Source organism: Streptomyces sp. 3-6 (genome assembly GCF_056323165.1).
Genome location: NZ_JBWHZP010000005.1, coordinates 1 through 19,743, shown reverse-complemented (window position 1 = coordinate 19,743; position 19,743 = coordinate 1). Strand labels below are relative to the sequence as shown.

At 72.4% G+C, this 19,743-nt stretch carries 15 protein-coding genes, 1 rRNA gene, 1 pseudogene and 1 riboswitch; of the genes and pseudogenes, 3 read left to right on the top strand and 14 right to left on the bottom strand.

The annotated features are described in order from the left end of the window. Position 1 precedes the first annotated feature (1 nt). Positions 2–1,273 carry an ABC transporter ATP-binding protein gene (locus tag AC02VZ_RS08965; protein ID WP_432058631.1) on the top strand — a complete coding sequence of 424 codons (1,272 nt, stop codon included), beginning with the start codon at positions 2–4 and terminating at the stop codon, positions 1,271–1,273. 165 nt (positions 1,274–1,438) lie between these two features. On the opposite strand, the gene AC02VZ_RS08960 is transcribed toward AC02VZ_RS08965, so the two are convergent. Then, positions 1,439–2,098 carry a DUF5701 family protein gene (locus AC02VZ_RS08960; RefSeq protein ID WP_432058632.1) on the bottom strand — a complete coding sequence of 220 codons (660 nt, stop codon included), beginning with the start codon at positions 2,096–2,098 and terminating at the stop codon, positions 1,439–1,441. A 56-nt stretch (positions 2,099–2,154) separates the two neighbouring features. Beyond that, complete coding sequence (locus AC02VZ_RS08955) at positions 2,155–2,820, bottom strand: CatB-related O-acetyltransferase (RefSeq protein ID WP_476475037.1); 666 nt, start codon at positions 2,818–2,820, stop codon at positions 2,155–2,157. Between the two features lie 96 nt (positions 2,821–2,916). Here AC02VZ_RS08955 and AC02VZ_RS08950 point away from each other — a divergent pair, with 96 nt between their 5' ends. Beyond that, positions 2,917–3,576: a TetR/AcrR family transcriptional regulator gene (locus tag AC02VZ_RS08950; RefSeq protein WP_476475036.1), complete on the top strand. Its 660-nt coding sequence runs from the start codon at positions 2,917–2,919 to the stop codon at positions 3,574–3,576. A 372-nt stretch (positions 3,577–3,948) separates the two neighbouring features. On the opposite strand, the gene gcvP is transcribed toward AC02VZ_RS08950, so the two are convergent. After that, entirely contained in the window at positions 3,949–6,834 is a 2,886-nt protein-coding gene (gene gcvP, locus AC02VZ_RS08945) for an aminomethyl-transferring glycine dehydrogenase (protein ID WP_476475035.1), read from the bottom strand. Between the two features lie 175 nt (positions 6,835–7,009). Continuing rightward, positions 7,010–7,105, bottom strand: a riboswitch (glycine riboswitch). 112 nt (positions 7,106–7,217) lie between these two features. On the opposite strand from gcvP, the gene AC02VZ_RS08940 reads away from it, so the two are divergent. After that, positions 7,218–7,592, top strand: coding sequence for a PRC-barrel domain-containing protein (locus AC02VZ_RS08940; RefSeq protein ID WP_362100941.1), 375 nt, complete (start codon positions 7,218–7,220; stop codon positions 7,590–7,592). On the opposite strand, the pseudogene AC02VZ_RS08935 reads toward AC02VZ_RS08940, so the two are convergent. From AC02VZ_RS08935 to rrf, 11 genes and pseudogenes are all read right to left on the bottom strand, one after another. Next, a pseudogene (locus AC02VZ_RS08935) lies at positions 7,511–9,044 on the bottom strand (DNA polymerase IV). The gene AC02VZ_RS08940 and the pseudogene AC02VZ_RS08935 sit on opposite strands and share 82 nt — an antisense overlap. Before the next feature lie 374 nt (positions 9,045–9,418). Beyond that, positions 9,419–10,096, bottom strand: a complete 678-nt coding sequence (locus AC02VZ_RS08930; RefSeq protein ID WP_432058638.1) for a MerR family transcriptional regulator — start codon at positions 10,094–10,096, stop codon at positions 9,419–9,421. Positions 10,097–10,323: 227 nt separating this feature from the next. Continuing rightward, a complete protein-coding gene (locus tag AC02VZ_RS08925; protein WP_026253112.1) occupies positions 10,324–10,797 on the bottom strand; it encodes a bifunctional nuclease family protein in 474 nt (157 codons plus the stop codon). A gap of 141 nt (positions 10,798–10,938) precedes the next feature. Then, positions 10,939–11,679 carry a transcriptional regulator FtsR gene (ftsR, locus tag AC02VZ_RS08920; RefSeq protein ID WP_432058639.1) on the bottom strand — a complete coding sequence of 247 codons (741 nt, stop codon included), beginning with the start codon at positions 11,677–11,679 and terminating at the stop codon, positions 10,939–10,941. A 39-nt stretch (positions 11,680–11,718) separates the two neighbouring features. After that, on the bottom strand, positions 11,719–12,654 hold the full coding sequence (locus AC02VZ_RS08915; protein ID WP_432058640.1) for an FHA domain-containing protein: 936 nt from the start codon (positions 12,652–12,654) through the stop codon (positions 11,719–11,721). 61 nt (positions 12,655–12,715) lie between these two features. Continuing rightward, entirely contained in the window at positions 12,716–13,498 is a 783-nt protein-coding gene (locus AC02VZ_RS08910; protein WP_432058641.1) for a DUF881 domain-containing protein, read from the bottom strand. A 1,265-nt stretch (positions 13,499–14,763) separates the two neighbouring features. After that, entirely contained in the window at positions 14,764–15,096 is a 333-nt protein-coding gene (locus AC02VZ_RS08905) for a small basic family protein (RefSeq protein ID WP_003988855.1), read from the bottom strand. Further along, on the bottom strand, positions 15,093–15,926 hold the full coding sequence (locus tag AC02VZ_RS08900; protein ID WP_432058642.1) for a DUF881 domain-containing protein: 834 nt from the start codon (positions 15,924–15,926) through the stop codon (positions 15,093–15,095). The genes AC02VZ_RS08905 and AC02VZ_RS08900 overlap by 4 nt, the downstream gene beginning before the upstream one ends. Before the next feature lie 225 nt (positions 15,927–16,151). Next, the gene (locus AC02VZ_RS08895; RefSeq protein WP_362100922.1) at positions 16,152–18,647 is read right to left on the bottom strand and encodes a mannose-1-phosphate guanyltransferase; all 2,496 of its coding nucleotides are present in this window, start codon (positions 18,645–18,647) and stop codon (positions 16,152–16,154) included. 114 nt (positions 18,648–18,761) lie between these two features. Further along, positions 18,762–19,370: a cardiolipin synthase ClsA gene (gene clsA / locus AC02VZ_RS08890; protein ID WP_432058643.1), complete on the bottom strand. Its 609-nt coding sequence runs from the start codon at positions 19,368–19,370 to the stop codon at positions 18,762–18,764. Between the two features lie 109 nt (positions 19,371–19,479). Then, a 5S ribosomal RNA gene (gene rrf / locus AC02VZ_RS08885) occupies positions 19,480–19,595 on the bottom strand. Between the last annotated feature and the right edge of the window lie 148 nt (positions 19,596–19,743).

Sequence of the window (19,743 nt, the reverse complement as noted above, 5' to 3'; positions counted from 1 at the left end):
GATGACGGACGGCCTCCCGGAAGGCCCCGGCGGAACCGGCGACCCCACCGGTGCCGGAGCCGACGGAGCGACTGACCGGGGACATCCGGGTGGCGGTACGACCGACGGAACGACGGACCAAAGACACCCGGGCGACCGCACCGGCGCACCCGGCGCCCGCGACGGCACCGCCGGGAGCGCCCCCGCACGGCCTGCCCCGTCACCCGAGGCTTCCCGCTCCGGCGACCCCGGCACCGAAGGACTCGACGCCCGGCTCGTGGTGGACCGGGGCTCCTTCCGGCTGGACGTCTCGCTGCACGCGGCGCCCGGGGACGTGGTCGCGCTGCTCGGCCCGAACGGCGCGGGCAAGTCCACCGCGCTGCGCGCCCTGGCGGGCCTCTCCCCGCTCATCGAGGGGCACCTGCGGCTGGACGGGCGGGACCTGCGGGACACGGCCCCCGAGGACCGCCCGGTCGGCGTCGTCTTCCAGGACTACCTGCTCTTCCCGCACCTGACCGCGCTCGACAATGTGGCCTTCGGGCCGCGCTGCCGGGGCGCCAGGAAGGCGGAGGCGCGTGCGCTGGCCGCCGAGTGGCTGGACCGTATGGGACTGTCCGGACAGGCCGGTGCCAAGCCCCGCCGGCTGTCCGGCGGCCAGGCCCAGCGGGTGGCGCTCGCCCGGGCCCTCGTCACCCGCCCGCGGCTGCTGCTCCTGGACGAACCGCTGGCAGCGCTGGACGCCCGCACCCGGCTGGAGGTGCGGGCGGAACTCCGCCGGCACCTCGCCGCCTTCGAGGCCGTCGCCGTCCTGGTGACGCACGATCCACTGGACGCGATGGTGCTCGCCGACCGTCTCGTGGTGGTCGAGGAGGGCCGGACCGTGCAGGAGGGCACGCCCTCCGACATCGCCCGGCACCCCCGCAGCGAGTACATCGCCCGCCTGGTCGGGCTGAACCTGTACCGCGGCCGGGCCGACGGTCACACCGTCCGCCTCGCCGGGGGCCCCGCCGTCGCCACCGGCGAACACCTCGCCGGAGCCGCCTTCGTCGCGTTCCCGCCGAGTGCGGTGACCCTGCACGCGGAGCGTCCCGCCGGGTCCAGCGCCCGCAACCTGTGGCGCTGCGAGGTCGCCGGCCTGGAGGTGCACGGCGACCGGGTCCGGGCCGACCTGACCGGTGAGCTGCCGCTGGCCGCGGACCTGACCACGGTGGCCGCCGCCGAACTCGGCCTGCGGCCGGGTGCCCCGGTGTGGGCGGCGGTCAAGGCGACCCAGACCCACGCCTACCCGGCGTAGCCCGCCCCGCGCCGCGCCCCGCACGGCGACCGCCGCACCGGGCCGGAGGGTAGGGGGCCAAGGGGCAGGGGGCCCGGACCGGTGACCGGCGTCGGACGCGCGTGTCGCAGGCGGCCCCGGCCCTGATGCCGGGCCGCACCTCGACCCGGGCCCCTCACCCCAGCCTCAGGCGGGTCGGACGGTTCGGCCCGTGGCGGAGGCGAACCCGAGCCAGGTGTGGCGGTTTCCCCACCAGCACCAGCCGATCTTCGGGGCGTCGCGCCTCTCCTTGCCGTCACGGCCGGTGCCGTTGCTGATCCAGATCGCCGGCGTGCGGGCGTCGTACGTCCCCTTCGGCTTGCGCAGCCGGGAGCCGATGGTCATGAAGCAGCGGTTGCGTTCCAGGATCGCGGGCTGCTGGAGCACCCAGTGGATGCCCTCGGTGAGCAGCAACGGGGTCCGGCCCTCGCCGTCGAGCGCGGGCAGTGCCTCCTCCGGGCTCCAGTTGGCCAGATGGTCCCCCCGGTCGATCCCGGTGACGGCGTAGAGAGCGGCGTCGGGCAGGTCGACCCGGTAGGGGGTGAAGCGGTCGACGTCGGCCATGTCGGTCACCACGAAGCCGGGCTTGCCGGCGTGCCGGATGAGCGGCGCGAGGACCGAGGCGGGGAGGCGGTCCGGGTGGACGGCCAGCAGGGTGTCGCCGCCGGTGGGCAGCCGGCCGGCGAAGGAACGGACCTCGTCGGCGGGTGTCCCGGCGTGCGTGTGCAGCCCGAGCTCGATGAGGCGCTCCGCCTGCGCCGTCGGCGGCGGCAGCGTCCGCACCGGGGTGGCGGGGGTGTCGGTCACGTCGTGCTCCTTGCTCTGCGGGTCGCGAGGGCGTGGGGCCGGTCGCGCGGGGGCGGTCAGGTCGTCGGTGCGGTGTCGTGGCGGCCGCGCTCCCGCTCGGCGATCGCGGCGATCTCCGCCGGGGTGCCGGCCATGATCGTGCGCACGTGACGGGTGATCGTCCCGATCGGCCAGTCCCACCAGGCGGCCTCCAGCAGCAACTCGACGTCCGTGTCGGAGTGGCGCCGGCGGATCGGCCGGGCGGGGTTGCCGCCGACCACGGTGTACGGCGGGACGTCGGCCGTGACCACGGCTCCGGCGGCGACGATGGCGCCGTCGCCTATGCGCACGCCCGGCATGACGGTGACCCCGTAGCCGAACCAGACGTCGTTGCCGACCACCGTGTCCCCGCGGCTGGGCATGCCGGTGACCAGGTCGAGGGTCCGTTCCGCCCACTCGCCGCCGAACATCGTGAACGGGTAGGTCGACACCCCCATCGTCGGATGCTCCGCCCCGGCCATCAGGAAGCGGGTGCCGGTCGCGATGGCACAGAACCGTCCGATGACCAGCTTCTCCGGTCCGTAGGCGTAGAGGACGTTGCGCCGCTCGAAGTCAGCGGCCCCGTCGGGGTCGTCGTAGTACGTGTACTCGCCCACCTCGACCGTCGGCGAGGTCACCAGGGGCCGGAGGAACACCACGCGCTCGTGCTCCGGAAGCGGGTGCAGGACGTCAGGATCGATCATGTACTCCCCCGGGTCTCTTTTTACGTCGGTGGTAAATTTACGCGCGACCTATAACTACTGTCAATGTACTTTTGCCATGAGGGTAGGGTTCGGCCCATGAACAGCCAAGGCGAGAGCAAGGCACCGGCGCCCACGGTCGGCCTCCGGGAGGTCAAGAAGCAGGAGACCCGGCGTCACATCTCCGACCAGGCCACCCGTCTGTTCCTCCGCCAGGGCTTCGACGCGACGACGATCGCCGAGATCGCCGACGCCGCGCGGGTGTCGAAGAAGACGGTCACCAACTACTTCCCCCGCAAGGAGGACCTGGCCCTGGACCGCCAGGACTCCTTCGTCGGGGCCCTGGCCTCGGCGGTGGCCACGCGGCACCCGGGCGAGTCGGCCCTGGGCGCGCTGCGCCGCTCGTTCGCCGCGTCCGTCGCCGCGCACGATCCCGTGAGCGGCTTCACCGGCCCGGACTTCGCCCGGATGGTCGCCGACAGCGCCACCCTGACCGCCTGCGTGCGCGACCTGCACGACCGCCGGGAGGAGGCGCTGCGCGAAGCCCTGGCCCGGGCGGCGGGCGTGGCGGCCGACGACGTCGCGATCCGGGTGGCGGCGGCGCTGCTCGGTTCCGTCCACCGGCTGCTGTTCCAGCGCATCCAGCACCTCACCCTCGCCGGACTTCCTGCGCGGGAGATCGAGGCGACGGTGGCCGCGGAGGCGACCCACGCCTTCGACCTGCTGGAACCGTCCCTCGGGGACCTGGCGGTCCGCTGACCGGGGGACGCGCTGCGCTCCGCTCACCACGGACGCGCCGAGCGCACCGGACGCGGCCACCTCCGGTTGACTCCCCCCGGCGAGCCCGGCCCGTGCGCCGGACGGGTCAGGGCTTCGTTCCGGTCGCCGGAGGTCCCGGCGCGGGGCGCGCCGCCGCGGTCGCGCCCGGGTGGCCCACCCGCGAGGCGCCCCGGCGGTCACCGGCCGGCTGCACGACCCTCGGACGCCGAGTGCCCGGCCGGGAGACTCCCGGCCGGGCACCCGCACCCACGGTCCGTGCGTGCGACGAGGCGTGCCGCGTGCCACGCCCCGGCGTGATCCGGGGGCGTGGCCGCACGCCGCGCCTCAGTCCTCGTAGGCGTCCAGCGCCTCTCAGTCCTCGTACGCGTCCATCGGCGGGCAGGAGCACACCAGGTTGCGGTCGCCGAAGGCCTGGTCGATGCGCCGCACCGGCGGCCAGTACTTGTCGGCGGCGTTCACGCCGGCCGGGAACACCGCTTCCTCCCGGCTGTAGGCGTGATCCCACTCCCCGCCGAGCGCGGCCGCGGTGTGCGGGGCGTTGCGCAGCGGGTTGTCCTCGGCGGGCCACTCGCCCGAACCGACCTTCTCGATCTCCGCGCGGATGGCGATCATCGTCTCGCAGAACCGGTCGAGCTCGGCCAGGTCCTCCGACTCGGTCGGCTCGATCATCAGCGTGCCCGCCACCGGGAAGGACATCGTCGGCGCGTGGAAGCCGTAGTCGATCAGCCGCTTGGCCACGTCGTCGACGCTGACGCCGGTCGCCTTGGTCAGCGGGCGCAGGTCGATGATGCACTCGTGCGCGACCAGCCCGCCGGGGCCGGTGTAGAGCACCGGGTAGTGCGGCTCCAGACGCTTGGCGATGTAGTTGGCGCTGAGCACCGCCACCTGCGTGGCCCGCTTCAGGCCCTCGCCGCCCATGAGCCGGACGTAGGCCCAGGAGATGGGAAGGATGCCTGCCGACCCCCAGGGTGCCGCCGAGATCGGGCCGACCCCGGTCTCCGGGCCCGCCTCGGGCTGCATCGGGTGGTTCGGCAGGTAGGGCGCCAGGTGGGCGCGGACGCCGACCGGGCCGACGCCGGGGCCGCCGCCGCCGTGCGGGATGCAGAAGGTCTTGTGCAGGTTCAGGTGCGAGACGTCGCCGCCGAAGTGGCCCGGCTTGGCCAGACCGACCAGGGCGTTGAGGTTGGCGCCGTCCACGTAGACCTGGCCGCCCGCCTCGTGCACCGCCGCGCAGATGTCGGCGACGTGCTCCTCGAACACCCCGTGCGTCGACGGGTAGGTGATCATCAGCACGGCGAGCTGGTCGCGGTACTGCTCGATCTTGGCGCGCAGGTCCTCGACGTCGACCTCGCCGTCGTCGGCGGTCCTGACGACGACGACCTTCATGCCGGCCATGACGGCGCTCGCGGCGTTGGTGCCGTGCGCGGACGACGGGATGAGGCAGACGGTGCGCTGCTCGTCGCCGTTGGCCCGGTGGTAGCCGCGGACCGCGAGCAGACCGGCCAGCTCGCCCTGGGAGCCGGCGTTGGGCTGCAGGGAGACCTTGTCGTAGCCGGTGACCTCGGCAAGCCGGTCCTCCAGCTCACGGATGAGCGTGAGGTACCCGGCGGCCTGCTCGGCGGGCGCGAAGGGGTGCAGCTGACCGAACTCGGGCCAGGTGATCGGCTCCATCTCGGTCGTCGCGTTGAGCTTCATGGTGCAGGAGCCCAGCGGGATCATGCCGCGGTCCAGCGCGTAGTCCCGGTCGGCGAGCCGGCGCAGGTAGCGCAGCATCGCCGTCTCGGAGCGGTACTGGTGGAAGACCGGGTGGGTCAGGAACTCGTCGGAGCGCAGCAGCGCCTCCGGCAGGGTGTCCCGCGCGGTGCCGTCCAGGGACTCGACGTCGCCGTCGACCCCGAAGGCCCGCCAGACGGCCGTCAGCCGGTCGCGGGTGGTGGTCTCGTCGCAGGCGGCCGAGACGTGGTCCGCGTCGACGAGCCGCAGGTTGACGCCGTTGTCCCGGGCGGCGGCGACGACCTCGCCGGCCCGGCCGGGAACCCGCGCGGTCACGGTGTCGAAGTAGGAGTCGTGCACGATCTCGACCTCGCCGGCCCGCAGGCCCTCGGCGAGGATCGTGGCGTAGCGGTGGGTGCGCCGGGCGATGGTGCGCAGGCCCTCCGGGCCGTGGTAGACGGCGTACATGCCGGCCATGACGGCGAGCAGCACCTGGGCGGTGCAGATGTTGCTGGTGGCCTTCTCCCGGCGGATGTGCTGCTCACGGGTCTGCAGCGCGAGCCGGTAGGCCTGGTTGCCGTCGACGTCGACGGAGACGCCGACGAGGCGGCCGGGCAGGCTGCGGGCCATCTTCTCCCGCACGGCCATGTAGCCGGCGTGCGGCCCGCCGAAGCCCATCGGCACGCCGAACCGCTGGGTGGTGCCGACGGCGATGTCCGCGCCGAGCTCACCGGGCGAGGTCAGCAGCGTCAGCGCCAGCAGGTCGGCGGCGACGGTGACCAGGGCGCCGAGGTCGTGCGCCTGCTCGATGACCGGCTTGAGGTCGCGGACGGCGCCGGAGGCGCCGGGGTACTGCAGCAGCACGCCGTTGATCTCGCGCTCGGCGATCTCGGCGGGGATGCCGTCGCTGAGGTCGGCGACGACGACCTCCACGCCGGTCGGCACCGCGCGGGTGCGGATCACGGCGATGGTCTGCGGCAGGGCGTCCGCGTCGACCAGGAACAGGCCCTTCTTGTTCTTGCCCATGCGCCGCGACAGCGCCATCGCCTCGGCGGCGGCGGTGCCCTCGTCGAGCAGCGAGGCGCCGGAGGTCGGCAGCCCGGTCAGCTCGGCGACGGTGGTCTGGAAGTTCAGCAGGGCCTCCAGGCGGCCCTGGGAAATCTCCGGCTGGTAGGGCGTGTACGCCGTGTACCAGGCGGGGTTCTCCATGACGTTGCGCAGGATGACGGGCGGGGTGAACGTCCCGTAGTAGCCGAGCCCGATCATCGAGCCGAGCACCTGGTTGCGTCCGGCCAGGGAGCGCAGTTCGGCGAGCACTTCGGCCTCGCTGCGGGCTCCGGGCAGGTCCAGGGCGTCGGCGTTCTTGATGACGTCCGGCACCGCGGCGGCCGTCAGCTCGTCCAGCGAGCCGTAGCCGACCTGGGCGAGCATCTTGGCCCGGGCTTCGTGGTCGGGTCCGATGTGGCGCTGCTCGAAGGGGATCCCCTGCTCGAGCTCGGAGAGCGGAGTGCGATGGGCGGTCATTGCGGAGGCCTCCTGGTCTGACGACCTTCGTGGGGCACCACGGCACGGGTACCCGGACGGCCTCCCCCTCTGTCATCTCGACCTGAGAGCTTCACCGGACCGCCCCAGGGACGCCCGGCTTTCACCGTCGGTGAGAGCGGAAGCCGTCGACACCCGCCCTGCTTTCCAGAGTGACCTCGTCCGTGCGGTACGTGGGCCTGAGAGATTCCGGGGAGGATTTGCTCCTTCGGCGCCTCCGATGGTGCCTGGAGGACTCTCCCGCACGGGGTCAGCGGCCGAAAGCCAGCGTACCAGCGAGGGCCCCGCACGGACCTTCGAGTGGCCGCCGGACCGAATGTGCCGTTCTGTAGTGCTTACGGATGAGTGCGACCTGTGGAGGGCCCGTGCGTACCGACATCGACCCGCGCCACCTGATCGGCCGCAAGGCGTTCGACCGCAACGGACACCGCATCGGAACGATCGACGAGGTCTACCTCGACGACGCCACGGGAGTCCCCGAGTGGGCGGCGATACGCACCGGACTGTTCGGCCGCGACGCCTTCGTCCCCCTGGAACCGAGCGAACTGGTGGAGGGCGCCCTCCACGTCCCCTTCGACCGCGCCCTGATCAAGGACGCCCCCGACTTCGGCGTCGGACGGCACCTCTCCCCCGAGCAGGAGCTGCAGCTCTACCACCACTACGGCCTGGACGTCGCCGCCCCGCCGCCGCTCCCGGACCGCGACTTCGGCAGGCTCGCGGGCCAGGACGAGCCGGCCTGAGCCGGAGCCGTCCCGCGACCGGTCCGGCGCCCCCGTGCCCCTTGGAAGTGCCCGGCGCCGTCACCGCCGCGGTCACCCGGTGCCGTCCGCGGCGGCCGGGGCGGCGTCCCGTGGGCCGGGGTCGCGGGGGACCAGCGGGAGCGGGTCCTCGAACTGCAGGTCGGGGTCGTCGGTGCGGAAGGTCCTGACCCGGCCCGGTGCGGAGCCGGGCGTCTCGAAGCGCACGGTGACCCGGCCCAGCCCGCTGCCTTGCACCCAGCCGTGGCCGAACACGGCGTGCCGTACGTCGTGTCCGGCGGGCCAGCTCCGCTCCGGCGCCGGCCGGTCCTCGGGAGCGGGTGCGACGGCGGTCTCCTCGGGTACGGCCTCCTCCCGCTCCCCTGCCGCCTGGGCGAACAGGTCCTCCTGCGTGTAGTCGGCCAGGCCGGTGACGCCGACGCCGAGGAGCCGCACGCCGCCCGTGGTGTCGACCGCGTCGAGCAGGCGGGCCGCGGCCTCCCGCACCACCGCCGGGTCGTCCGTCGGCCCGCGCAGCGTCTCGGACCGGGTGAGCGTCGAGAAGTCGTAGCGGCGCACCTTCAGCACGATGGTGCGGCCCGACAGGCCCGCGCCGCGCAGCCGGCGCACACACCGGTCGGCGAGCCGCCGCACCTCCGTGCCGACCCGGACCCGGTCGTGGATGTCGACGTCGTAGGTGTCCTCCACCGACACCGACTTCGCCTCCCGCTCGGCCACCACGGGCCGTTCGTCGTGCGCCAGCGCCATGGCGTACAGCCCGTGCCCGTGCGCCTTGCCCAGCAGCCGCACCAGTTCGTCCTCGCCCGCCTCGGCGAGGTCCCGCACCGTGTACAGGCCCGCGCGGCGCAGGTGGTCGCCGGTGGCCGGACCGACGCCCGGCAGGGTCCGCACCGACAGCGGCGCGAGCAGGTCACGCTCGGTCCCCGGTTCGATGACCACCAGGCCGTCCGGCTTGGCCCGCTCGGAGGCGATCTTGGCGAGCATCTTGGAGGCGGCCAGCCCCACCGATCCGGTGAGCCCGGTGACCCGGCGGATGTCCGCGCGCAGGCCGGCTCCGACACGGCGCGCCGACGTCTCGTCCCAGGCGGCGCCGGCGGCCTCCAGGTCCACGAACGCCTCGTCCAGGCTCAGCGGCTCCACCAGCGGGGACAGGTCCCTGAGGAGGGTCATGACCTGCTCGCTGAGGGAGCGGTAGAAGGCGAAGCGCGGCACGAGGTACGCGGCGTGCGGGGCCAGCCGGCGCGCCTGCGCCATGGGCATCGCGGAGTGCACGCCGAACACCCGGGCCTCGTAGGAGGCCGTGGCCACCACCCCGCGCGGCCCGAGACCGCCGACCACGACCGCCTTCCCGCGCAGACTCGGCTTGGACGCCTGCTCCACCGAGGCGAAGAAGGCATCCATGTCGAGATGCAGGATCGTGGGCGCGGACCTCACGTCTTCGATGCTGCCCCATGCCACTGACAACGCCCCACCGGGGCGCTCCGCGACCGGCGGACGTGTCCGGGCCGGAGCCGGGGCGGGTCCGGGCAGCCGGGCCGGGGCGTGTCCGGGTGAGGGCTCGGACGGTCCGGGCCGGGTCCGGGCGGGGCTTGGGCGCGTCCGGGGCGGGGTCCGGGTTCGGGTCCGGGGCCTGTCCGGACTGGATCAGGGCGGATTTCGGGTTCGGGTCCGGGCGGAATCCGGGTTCGGGTTCGGGGTGTGCCCGGCCCGGGCGGGGGTGGGTTCCGGTGGTCGGGGACCGGCCCGGTTCCGGCCGGGATCGCCGTCCCGGCCGGCGGGAGCCCCTCAGGTGCGGGCCGGGGCCGGTCTCAGACGGCCCGGTTGCGCCGTCGGGCCAGTTCGTCCGCGGGGTTGTGGCCGACCAGCGTCTCGCCGGTGTCGACGCGTTCGCCGTGCAGCTGGGACAGCGCCCCCTCGACGTCCCGCCACACCACGCCCACGGCGATGCCGAAGATGCCCTGGCCACCCTGGAGCAGGGCGTGCACCTCGTCGGGCGAGGTGCACTCGTAGACGGTGGCCCCGTCGCTCATCAGGGTCATGCGCTCCAGATCGCTGAAGCCGCGCTCGCGCAGGTGCTGGACCGCCGTGCGGATGTTCTGGAGCGACACACCGGTGTCGAGGAAGCGCTTGACGATCTTCAGGACGACGACGTCGCGGAAGCTGTACAGCCGCTGGGTGCCGGATCCGTGGGCGGGGCGCACGCTCGGCTCCACCAGGCCGGTACGGGCCCAGTAGTCGAGCTGGCGGTAGGTGATCCCCGCGGCGGCGCAGGCGGTGGGACCCCGGTAGCCGATCTCGTCGGACGCCATGGACGTTGCCCCTTTGGTGTCCGCCGAGGCGGCCGTCAGATGTCGCGCGTGCTCGGCCGTGCTGCTGTGCGGGGGGTACACCCCGCCCACGCGGAGCCGAGAGCCCATGGGAGGGTACGGGCTGCTCGCCCCCAGTCCGGGGGCACCCCCAGCCGTACCGTCGCCGCTGCTTCTCACGCCGACCTCCGTCCTTGACCTGCCTCCTCGACGGTAGGCAGTCACCAAGGGTGCGTCAACGATCGCCACACTCGGCACGCCGAGTGATAATCACCCTAAGAGTGGTTTCCCGTGCCCCGTCGCGGGGAAAGGCTAGCCGAATGCGCTCCGCACGGGCGGGATCGCGCCCCTGTACGGCCCTCGTGCGGCCCTGTACGGCCGCTGTGCGGCGCCCCGGAGCGCGCCGCTCACTGACTGCTGGTGCCGAAGTCCTCCGGCGAGATCTGGTCGAGGAACTCGCGGAACTTCTCCACCTCGTCCTCCTGCTCGTCCGGAATGGCGATGCCGGCGTCGTCGAGCACGGTGTCACTGCCGTAGATGGGCGTCCCCGTGCGCAGCGCCAGCGCTATGGCGTCGGACGGGCGCGCGCTGACCTCCACGCCACTGGCGAAGACCAGCTCCGCGTAGAAGACGCCCTCACGCAGATCGGTGATGCGCACTTCCGTGAGCTCCTGTCCGACGGCTTCCAGCACGTCCTTGAACAGGTCGTGGGTCAGCGGCCGAGCAGGGGCCATGCCCTGCTGGGCGAAGGCGATGGCCGTCGCCTCCCCCGGTCCGATCCAGATGGGGAGGTAGCGGTCCCCTCCCACTTCACGCAGCAGCACGATCGGTTGGTTGGAGGGCATTTCGACCCGGACACCTACGACATCGAGCTCGTTCACACAGCAACCCTAGGCCGTGCCCGGGATGTTTGGGTAGTCGGGCCGGGAACGGGTGAGCGATCCGGCCTCCCGACGGGCGCAGCCCGGAACCGCCCCGGACGCCCGACGCGGGACGGGAGCGGCTGCCGGGTACCCAGGTCCCTAGGGGGCGCGCACACCGAGGGCCAGGTGGACCAGCGTGGCGTGCAGCCGGGCGGTCAGCCCCGCCAGTTCCTTCGTGCGGGCCTCCGCATGGGCCCTGGTCTGCGGGTTGCGGTGCCGCCGCAAGGGCGCGACGACCTGGTCCACCAGCCCGGCCTCCCGGTCGGCCGCGGCCTTCATCGCCCTCAGGTGCCGCGGCTCGATCCCGTGCCGGCCCAGCTCGCGGACCAGTCCGGCCACGGTCACCGCCTCGGCGTCGTAGACGCCGTCCTCCACCGGGGTGAGGAGTCCGTACGACTCCCACTCCGCCAGCTCCCGCTCGTCGACTCCGACGGCGGCCAGCAGCTGCGCCCGGCCGATGCGGGCGGCCGTCGGCACGTCCGCGAGCACGGGCTCGACGCCCTCGCCGTCCCGCTGACGGCCCACGACCGGCAGCGACACCGCCTCACCCCGCTCCACGGCGTCCAGGTGCTCCCGGATGACCTTGAGCGGCAGGTAGTGGTCCCGCTGCATGCGCAGCACCTGCCCCAGGCGCTCCACGTCCTGGGCGCTGAACTTGCGGTACCCCGACGGGGTGCGCCGCGGCTCGATGAGCCCTTCCGCCTCCAGGAAGCGGATCTTCGAGATGGTGACCTCGGGGAACTCCTCGCGCAGCACGTTCAGCACCGTGCCGATGCTCATCAGTCCGGTGTCCGCGGCGGCGGCACCGTGTCCGGTGCCGCCGCTCGGTGTGTGAGGCATGGACCTTCCCTCGGGTCCCCGGGACGCGGCCCGGGGACCTCAGTAGCCCCGCTGGCTCGCGTAGAAGACCAGCCGGTACTTGCCGATCTGCACTTCGTCCCCGTTGGACAGGGCGACCTGGTCGATCCGCTCCCGGTTGACGTAGGTGCCGTTGAGGCTGCCGACGTCGGCCACCGTGAACGAACCGTCCTGGCTCCGGCGGAACTCCACGTGCCGCCGGGAGACCGTCACGTCGTCCAGGAAGATGTCGCTCTGCGGATGACGGCCGGCCGTCGTCAGGTCGCCGTCGAGCAGGAAGCGGCTGCCGGAGTTGGGCCCCCGGCGCACCACCAGCAGCGCCGAGCCGAACGGCAGCGCGTCGACCGCCGCCTGCGCCTCCGGCGACAGCATCGGCATCTGGGTCTGGCCGGTCGTCTCGGAGTCGTACGCCTCGAGACCGGAGATCGAGATGGTCGACGTCGTCTCCGACGGACGCTCCGGGGTGACGCCGGGCTTCAGCGGCGCGCCGCAGTTGGAGCAGAAGCGGCTGTTCTCCGCGTTGCGGTTACCGCACCTCGTGCACACCAGGGCCGACATGGACGGATCCTCCTGCCGCGGCTGCCCACCGGGGGCTTGGGACGCGTACGGACCGGAGAAGTCTCCACCCGTACCTGAGGTTGACGGTTGCCCGAAACCTATGCCTCCCTGCTGCGCAGGGTCAACCGACGGCGCGCCCGGAGCACCGACCTGATCCCGGAACAGCGGACGTCCGCCGTCCTCCTCGGGCTGCGCGCGATGGCGAGCGGTCGCGTTGGCGTTGTCCTCTCGCGCGCTCTTGCCGAACAACTTCGCAAACAACTTCACGGGCGATTCCCCTTGACCGAAACAGACCCGCCCGTGGGGCAGGACGAACCCTGACTGAACACACTGGCCGACGACCCGGACATCCTCACAACGTCCGTATCCACCAGACAGTTTCCACCACGCACCGCCCAATCGGTGCGCCGACCCCCCGCAACCTCATGCCCTCGCCGGACGGGCCGCATGCACCCCCGGTTCACCGGGAGGACGACCGAGCGTAGTCAGGCCGCTTCGCCGCTCGCAAGGCATCCACGACGATCTTGGTCGACCTCTCCACGGTCACGGTGGCCTGTTCCTTCTCGAGAGTCTGCACCACGCCTCCAGGGATGTTGAGCGCCGGCTCGAGGTCCTGCGGCTTGCCGATGACCTTGAAACGATACGGGGCCGTGATCTTGTTCCCGTCCACCCCCACGCCGTTGCCGGAATCCGTCAGATAGGTGTTGGCCACCACCCGTACGCCGTTCACCTGGATCGCCTCCGCACCCGCCGCGCGCAGCTCCTGGACGGCGTCCAGCAGCATGTCCGCCTCGACCGTCCCCTTCGGGTCCTCGACGGTCATCGTGATGCCGGGCCCCTGGGCCGCCACGGTGCCCGCCAGGATGCCGAGTTGCCGTTCCCGCTCGGCCGTCTGCCGCCGGGCCTCCTCGGCCTGGTCGGAGCTGTTCTCCAGTTCGTCGCGCTGCTCCTCCAGGCCCGCCTTCTCGTCCTCAAGACGCTGCGTGCGGTCGTCGAGTTCATCGAGGATGCGGACGAGATCCTCCTGACGTGCTCCGCGCAGGGCGTTGTCGCCGTCGCTGTTGGAGGCCACCTGGACGGCCAGGCCGAAGCCCAGGCCGAACAGCAGCACGGCGACGATCAGTTGGGCCCGCGTCAGCCTCGGCGGCCACAGCCCCTTCACCAGCCGCTGCCGCCCGGTCAGCTCCGGCACGGGCTGCGCCTGCGTGCCGTCCTCCACGGCTCCCGGCGCGCTCGCGGGCACCTCCTGGGGCAACTCCTTGCGCAGCCCGCTCCCGCGCTCCGGCCGCTCCTGTGCGGACGGCCCGGCCTGCGGGGGCCGCTGTCCGGCGCGGGGCACCTGCGGTGTTCGCTGCCCGGGAGGCGGGGTGTGCGGGGCCCCCTGCTCGGCGCGAGGTGCCTGCGGTGCTCGCTGCCCGGGGCGGGGTGCCTGCGGTGCTCGCTGCCCACCGGGCGGCGCCGCCCGGTGGGGACCGGGACGCCCGTCGGGCCCCGGCACGTACCCGGGGCGGTCCCCCGGTACCGGTGCCGGACCGGGGCGGTTCCCGCCGGAGGCGGGCGCCGGCCCTGGACGGTTGCCGGGCGCAGGGCCGGGTCCGGGGCGGCCGTCGGTCCCGCGCACCGGACCAGGACGGTTGCCCGGGCCGGGAGTCGGTCCGGGTCGGCCGTCGCTCGCACGCGGCGGCCCGGGAGGTCCCTCCGCTCCGCGGACGGGCCCCGGCGGTCGTCCGCCGGTACCGCGCACCGGGGCCGGGCGGCCCCCGGGCCCGGGGGCCTGCTCCGGTCGCCCGTCGGTCCGGCCCCGCACCGGCCCGGGACGTCCCTCCGCCCCGGGGCGCCCCTCCGGCCGGGGGCGCTGCTCCGGCCGGGGGCGTGCCTCCGGTCCCGGGTGCGGGCCCGGCCTGCCCTCACGTCCGCGCGGCGGTCCGGGACGGGCCTCGCCTCCGGGGCGGGGCTCGCCTCCGGGTGCCGTCCCCGGCCCGTCACCGGCGCCGGGCGGCGGCCCCGGGCGGTCCCCCTGCCCCGATGCGGGCACAGGGCGTCCGCCTGCGCCGCGCACCGGGCCGGGACGATGCTCCGGCCCCGGCGTCCGTCCCGCACGGGCATCGGTGCCAGGCGCCGGGGCAGGACGGTGCTGCTGCGGGCCGGAGGTCCGTCCCGGACGGCCCTCGACGTCGGGCGCCGGGCCGGGACCGTGTTCCGGATCCGGACGGCGGCCGGGTCCAGGGGTCTGTGCCGGTCCGCCCTCGTTCCCCTGTGACGGCCCGGAGCGGTGCTCCGCGCCGGGTGCGGCACCGGGCGCCGGGCGTCCCTCGGTTGCGCGCGCGGGCCCAGGGCGCTCTCCCTGCCCGGGGAGCGGCCCCGTCCGGCCGTCCTCGCCCATCGGCGGCTCGGGACGGCCCTCGGCCTCGGGTCCCGCTCCGGTGCGTGCCGCCGCCTCGTCCGTGCCGCTCTGGGGCTCGTCGGGGCGGCCGGTTCCGTGGTCCTGCTCGCGCTCGTTCATCGGCCTCACGCCCGGAAGACGTGGCGGCGGATCGCCGCGGCGTTGGAGAAGATGCGGATGCCGAGGACGACCACCACACCGGTGGACAACTGGGCGCCGACGCCCAGCTTGTCGCCGAGGAAGACGATCAGCGCGGCCACGACCACGTTGGACAGGAACGACACCACGAAGACCTTGTCGTCGAAGATGCCGTCGAGCATGGCGCGCAGTCCGCCGAAGACGGCGTCCAGCGCCGCCACGACGGCGATCGGCAGATACGGCTCGACGACCGCCGGAACCTCGGGCCGGACCAACAGGCCGGCCACGACTCCCACGACGAGGCCCAGTACGGCGATCACGATGTGCCCTTTCCGGATATCGGCTGCGCGGTTCGTACGATGACACTCGGTGCGGCGGGCAGCCGGAGGTCGTCCGCCGTGGAGAGGGCGGTGCGGATCCCGTAGTTCTCCTGCAGGGCGTGCAGGTAGAGCCCGTCGGCGCTGTTCTGGAACCGCTCGCTCAGCGACGGTCCGTCCCCCACCGCGAGCACCGTGTACGGCGGCACCAGCGGTTTGTTGTCGACCAGTATCGCGTCCCCCGCGGCCCGGATGGCCGACAGGGCGGTCAGCCGCTGACCGTTGATGGAGATCGCCTCGGCTCCCGACTCCCACAGCCCGTTGACCACGCGCTGCATGTCGCGGTCCCGGACCCGGCCGGTGTCGGAGAAGCCGGACGCCGAGCGCGGGTCACCGTTGCCGCCGGTGCCGGCGTCCTTCGCGTCGTCCACGACGAGCCGCACGCCCGGCCCGTGCACGGCGACCGACCCGGCGAGTACGCCCACCAGCCGGGAGCGGTCACCGCCGCTGTCCCTGAGGGCCTCCTGCCGGCGGGCGTCCACGTCCGCGCGCAGCGCGTCGACCCGGCTCTCCAGCTTGTCGGCCGCCTCGGTCTCCTGGTCGATGCGGTCGATCAGTTCCTCGCGTTCCTTCGCCACGACCGGGGCGCTGACCCGGGCCTGCGCCGCTCCGACGGTGACGACCAGGGCCGCCAGAACCAGGCCCACGGCAAGTCCCAGTTTGGCGCGGAGGGTCTTCGGCAGGCCGCCTTCACCCGCGGCCTTCCTGCGCTCCGCGGCCTCGGCGTATCCGTCGTCGAGGCTGTGGTCCATGACGTTGGTGAGCAACGACATGGACGCGTCCGGGCGCGGTGGCCGCGTCGGTGTGCTCCGAACCGGGGGTTGCTGCGGCATGCCGGACATCGTCGCACGTCGCGGCCGGTACCTCCGAACGGCCCTGGCCGGGTGCCGGACAGGCCCCCTTGGGGAGGCTTGTCCGGCACGCACGCATACCGCTCCTTGTCCCGGCCGGGCGACGCCCGGTGGCTCGGGACCGGGCGCCGGCCGGGCTGCGTCCGCCTACCGTCCGGCGCTGTCCACGACGGCGGACCACTCGTCGAGCAGCGCCTGCGCGGAGGCGTCGTCGGGGCCCTCCGCCCACAGGTGGGTGACCGCCTCGGCCGGGTCCGGCAGCACCATGACCCAACGGCCGTCGGCTTCGACGACGCGCACCCCGTCGGTGGTGTCGACGAAGCGGTCTCCCGCCTCCTCGACGACGCGCCGCATGACGAGGCCCTTGACGGCCCACGGCGTGGCGAGATCGCGACGGATCACGTGGGCCCGCGGGATCCGCGCGTCGATCTGACTGAGCGTGAGCTGCGTCCTGGCCACCAGGCCGATCAGCCGTACGAAGGCCGCGGTGCCGTCGTAGACGCTGCTGAACTCGGGGACGATGAAGCCGCCCTTGCCGTCGCCGCCGAAGATCGTCCCTTCCTCGCGGCCCACGCGGGTCAGGTCGTCGGGCGACGTCGTCGTCCACTCGACCTGGGTGCCGTGGTAGGCGGCGACCTGCTCGGCGATCCGGGTGGTCGTCACCGGGAGCGCGACCCGGCCGCTGCGGCGCTCGGCCGCGATGAGGTCGAGCATGACCAGCAGGGCCCGGTCGTCCTCGATGATCCGGCCCTTCTCGTCCACCAGGGACAGCCGCTCGCCCACCGGGTCGAACCGCACCCCGAACGCGGCCCGGGACGACGCCACGATCTCCCCGAGCCGTACCAGCCCCGAGCGCCGCACGTCGGCCGTCTCGGTCGGGCGGGACTCGTCGAGACCGGGGTTGATCGTCAGCGAGTCCACACCCAGCTTCCCGAGCAGGCTGGGCAGGACGAGGCCGGCGCTTCCGTTGGACGCGTCGACGACGACCTTCAGCCCGGACTCGGCGATTCCGGTGATGTCGACGTTGCGCAGCAGCGACCCGGTGTACGAGTCGAAAACGCTGGCGGGGAAGCGCAGGTCGCCGATCTCGCCCGGGAAGGCACGCCGGTACTCCTGGCGTGCGAACACCCGGTCCAGCTTGCGCTGGCTGCCCTGCGACAGGTCGGCGCCCTGCCCGTCGAAGAACATGATGTCGACCGAGTCCGGTACCCCGGGCGTGGTCCGGATCATGATGCCGCCGGCGCTGCCCCGTGCGGTCTGCTGCCGGGCCACGGGCAGCGGAACGTTCTCCAGGTCCCGTACGTCGATGGCGCTCGCCTGCAGCGCGGAGATCACGGCGCGCTTCAGTGCGCGGGCACCGCGGGAGTGGTCGCGGGCCGTGGTGACCGTCGAGCCCTTCTTCAGGGTCGTCGCATAGGCGCCGGCGAGGCGCACGGCCAGCTCGGGCGTGATCTCGACGTTGAGGATGCCGGAGACCCCGCGGGCACCGAAGAGGTGTGCCTGGCCGCGGGACTCCCAGATGACGGACGTGTTGACGAACGCGCCCGCCTCGATGGTCTTGAACGGGTAGACCCGCACGTTGCCCTGGACGATCGATTCCTCACCGACCAGGCACTCGTCACCGATGACCGCGCCGTCCTCGATCCGCGCCGCGCGCATGATGTCGGTGTTCTTGCCGACGACGCAGCCGCGCAGGTTGCTGTGGGGCCCGACGTACACGTTGTCGTGGACGACGGCCTTGTGCAGGAAGGCACCGCTCTTGACGACGACGTTGGAGCCCACGACCGTGTGCTCGCGGATCTCGGCGCCCGCTTCGACCTTGGCGTAGTCGCCGATGTACAGCGGTCCGCGCAGATCGGCGTCCGGGTGCACCTCGGCCCCCTCGGCGACCCACACGCCGGGCGAGATCTCGAACCCGTCGAGGTCGACGTCGACCTTGCCCTCGAGGACGTCGGCCTGCGCCTTCACGTAGCTCTCGTGGGTGCCGACGTCCTCCCAGTAGCCCTCGGCGATGTACCCGTAGACGGGCTTGCCCTCCTTCATCAACTGCGGGAAGACGTCGCCGGACCAGTCGACGGGCACGTCGGCCTCGACGTAGTCGAAGACCTCCGGCTCCATCACGTAGATGCCGGTGTTCACCGTGTCGGAGAAGACCTGGCCCCAGGTCGGCTTCTCGAGGAAGCGCTCGACCTTGCCCTCCTCGTCCACGATGGTGATGCCGAATTCGAGAGGATTGGGAACACGGGTCAGGCAGACCGTGACCAGCGCACCCTTTTCCTTGTGGAAATTGATGAGCTCGGTGAGGTCGAAGTCGGTCAGCGCATCACCGGAAATGACGAGAAAGGCGTCGTCCTTCAGCGCCTCCTCGGCGTTCTTGACGCTTCCGGCGGTTCCGAGGGGCTTCTCCTCATTGGCGTACGTGAGCTCCATGCCGAGCTCCTCGCCGTCACCGAAGTAGTTCTTGACGAGGGACGCCAGGAACTGGACGGTCACCACGGTTTCATTGAGCCCGTGCTTTTTGAGCAGCCGCAGCACGTGCTCCATGATCGGCCGGTTGGCGACCGGCAGGAGCGGCTTGGGCATGCTTGAGGTCATGGGGCGAAGGCGTGTGCCCTCTCCCCCGGCCATCACGACGGCCTTCATGTCGGAAGCGTCCTCCTCGAAGAGACGACGGTCTGACCGACGTCACTCGCAGAGATGGTCCGCAGGGTCACCCTGCGGGAAGGGGCGCAACGCTGCGCTTGCGAATCAGCGAGTTCAATCGGCCATGGCGTCCGCACGAACCAGACGGCGGACTTGTATCACGTAGAGAACTCCTGCCCACCAATACAGGGTTGTACCCCATCCGGCGAACGCCCATCCGAAGATTGCGGCGAGTGACGCGATCCAGCCGGATCCGTCACTGAGCAGGAGCAACGGGAAGGCATACATCAGGTTGAAGGTGGCGGCCTTGCCCAGGAAGTTCACCTGCGGCGGCGGATAGCCGTGCCGCCGGAGGATGCCCACCATCACCAGCAGGACCAGTTCTCGGGCAAGAAGTACGGCCGTGAGCCACAGCGGCAGAATCTCGCGCCACGTCAGACCGACCAATGTCGACAGAATGTAGAGCCGGTCCGCCGCGGGGTCGAGGAGCCGGCCCAGATTGCTGATCTGGTTCCAGCGACGCGCCAGCTTGCCGTCGAGGTAGTCACTGACGCCGCTCAGTGCGAGGACGAGCAGCGCCCAGCCGTCGCTGTTGGGTCCGCCGAACTCCGGCCTGAGGATGAGCCACAGGAAGAGCGGCACGCCGAGGAGCCGCGCCATGCTGAGGATGTTGGGGATGGTGAGGACGCGGTCCGTCTGGACGCGCGTCTCCTGGACCTCCACCCGGGAGCCTCCTGTGGGAAAACGTGTCAACGATGCTCCATGACTTTACCGCAACGCAAAGAAGCTCCGGCTCTCGGGTTGTATGCCCGAGAGCCGGAGCTCAAGAGGAGTTCGGCGGCGTCCTACTCTCCCACAGGGTCCCCCTGCAGTACCATCGGCGCTGTAAGGCTTAGCTTCCGGGTTCGGAATGTAACCGGGCGTTTCCCCTACGCTATGACCACCGAAACACTATGAAACACTCAACCGCACCATGCACAAACATGGGGTTGTTCGTGGTTTCAGAACCAACACAGTGGACGCGAGCAACTGAGGACAAGCCCTCGGCCTATTAGTACCGGTCAACTCCACACGTTACCGTGCTTCCATATCCGGC

Bases quoted from the DNA above. Each gene is read 5' to 3' on its own strand.
- AC02VZ_RS08965 (WP_432058631.1), top strand. From the start codon at position 2: ATGACGGACGGCCTCCCGGAAGGCCCCGGCGGAACCGGCGACCCCACC.
- AC02VZ_RS08955 (WP_476475037.1), bottom strand. From the start codon at position 2,820: ATGATCGATCCTGACGTCCTGCACCCGCTTCCGGAGCACGAGCGCGTG.
- AC02VZ_RS08950 (WP_476475036.1), top strand. From the start codon at position 2,917: ATGAACAGCCAAGGCGAGAGCAAGGCACCGGCGCCCACGGTCGGCCTC.
- gcvP (WP_476475035.1), bottom strand. From the start codon at position 6,834: ATGACCGCCCATCGCACTCCGCTCTCCGAGCTCGAGCAGGGGATCCCC.
- ftsR (WP_432058639.1), bottom strand. From the start codon at position 11,679: ATGCCTCACACACCGAGCGGCGGCACCGGACACGGTGCCGCCGCCGCG.
- AC02VZ_RS08900 (WP_432058642.1), bottom strand. From the start codon at position 15,926: ATGTCGTTGCTCACCAACGTCATGGACCACAGCCTCGACGACGGATAC.
- AC02VZ_RS08895 (WP_362100922.1), bottom strand. From the start codon at position 18,647: ATGAAGGCCGTCGTGATGGCCGGGGGAGAGGGCACACGCCTTCGCCCC.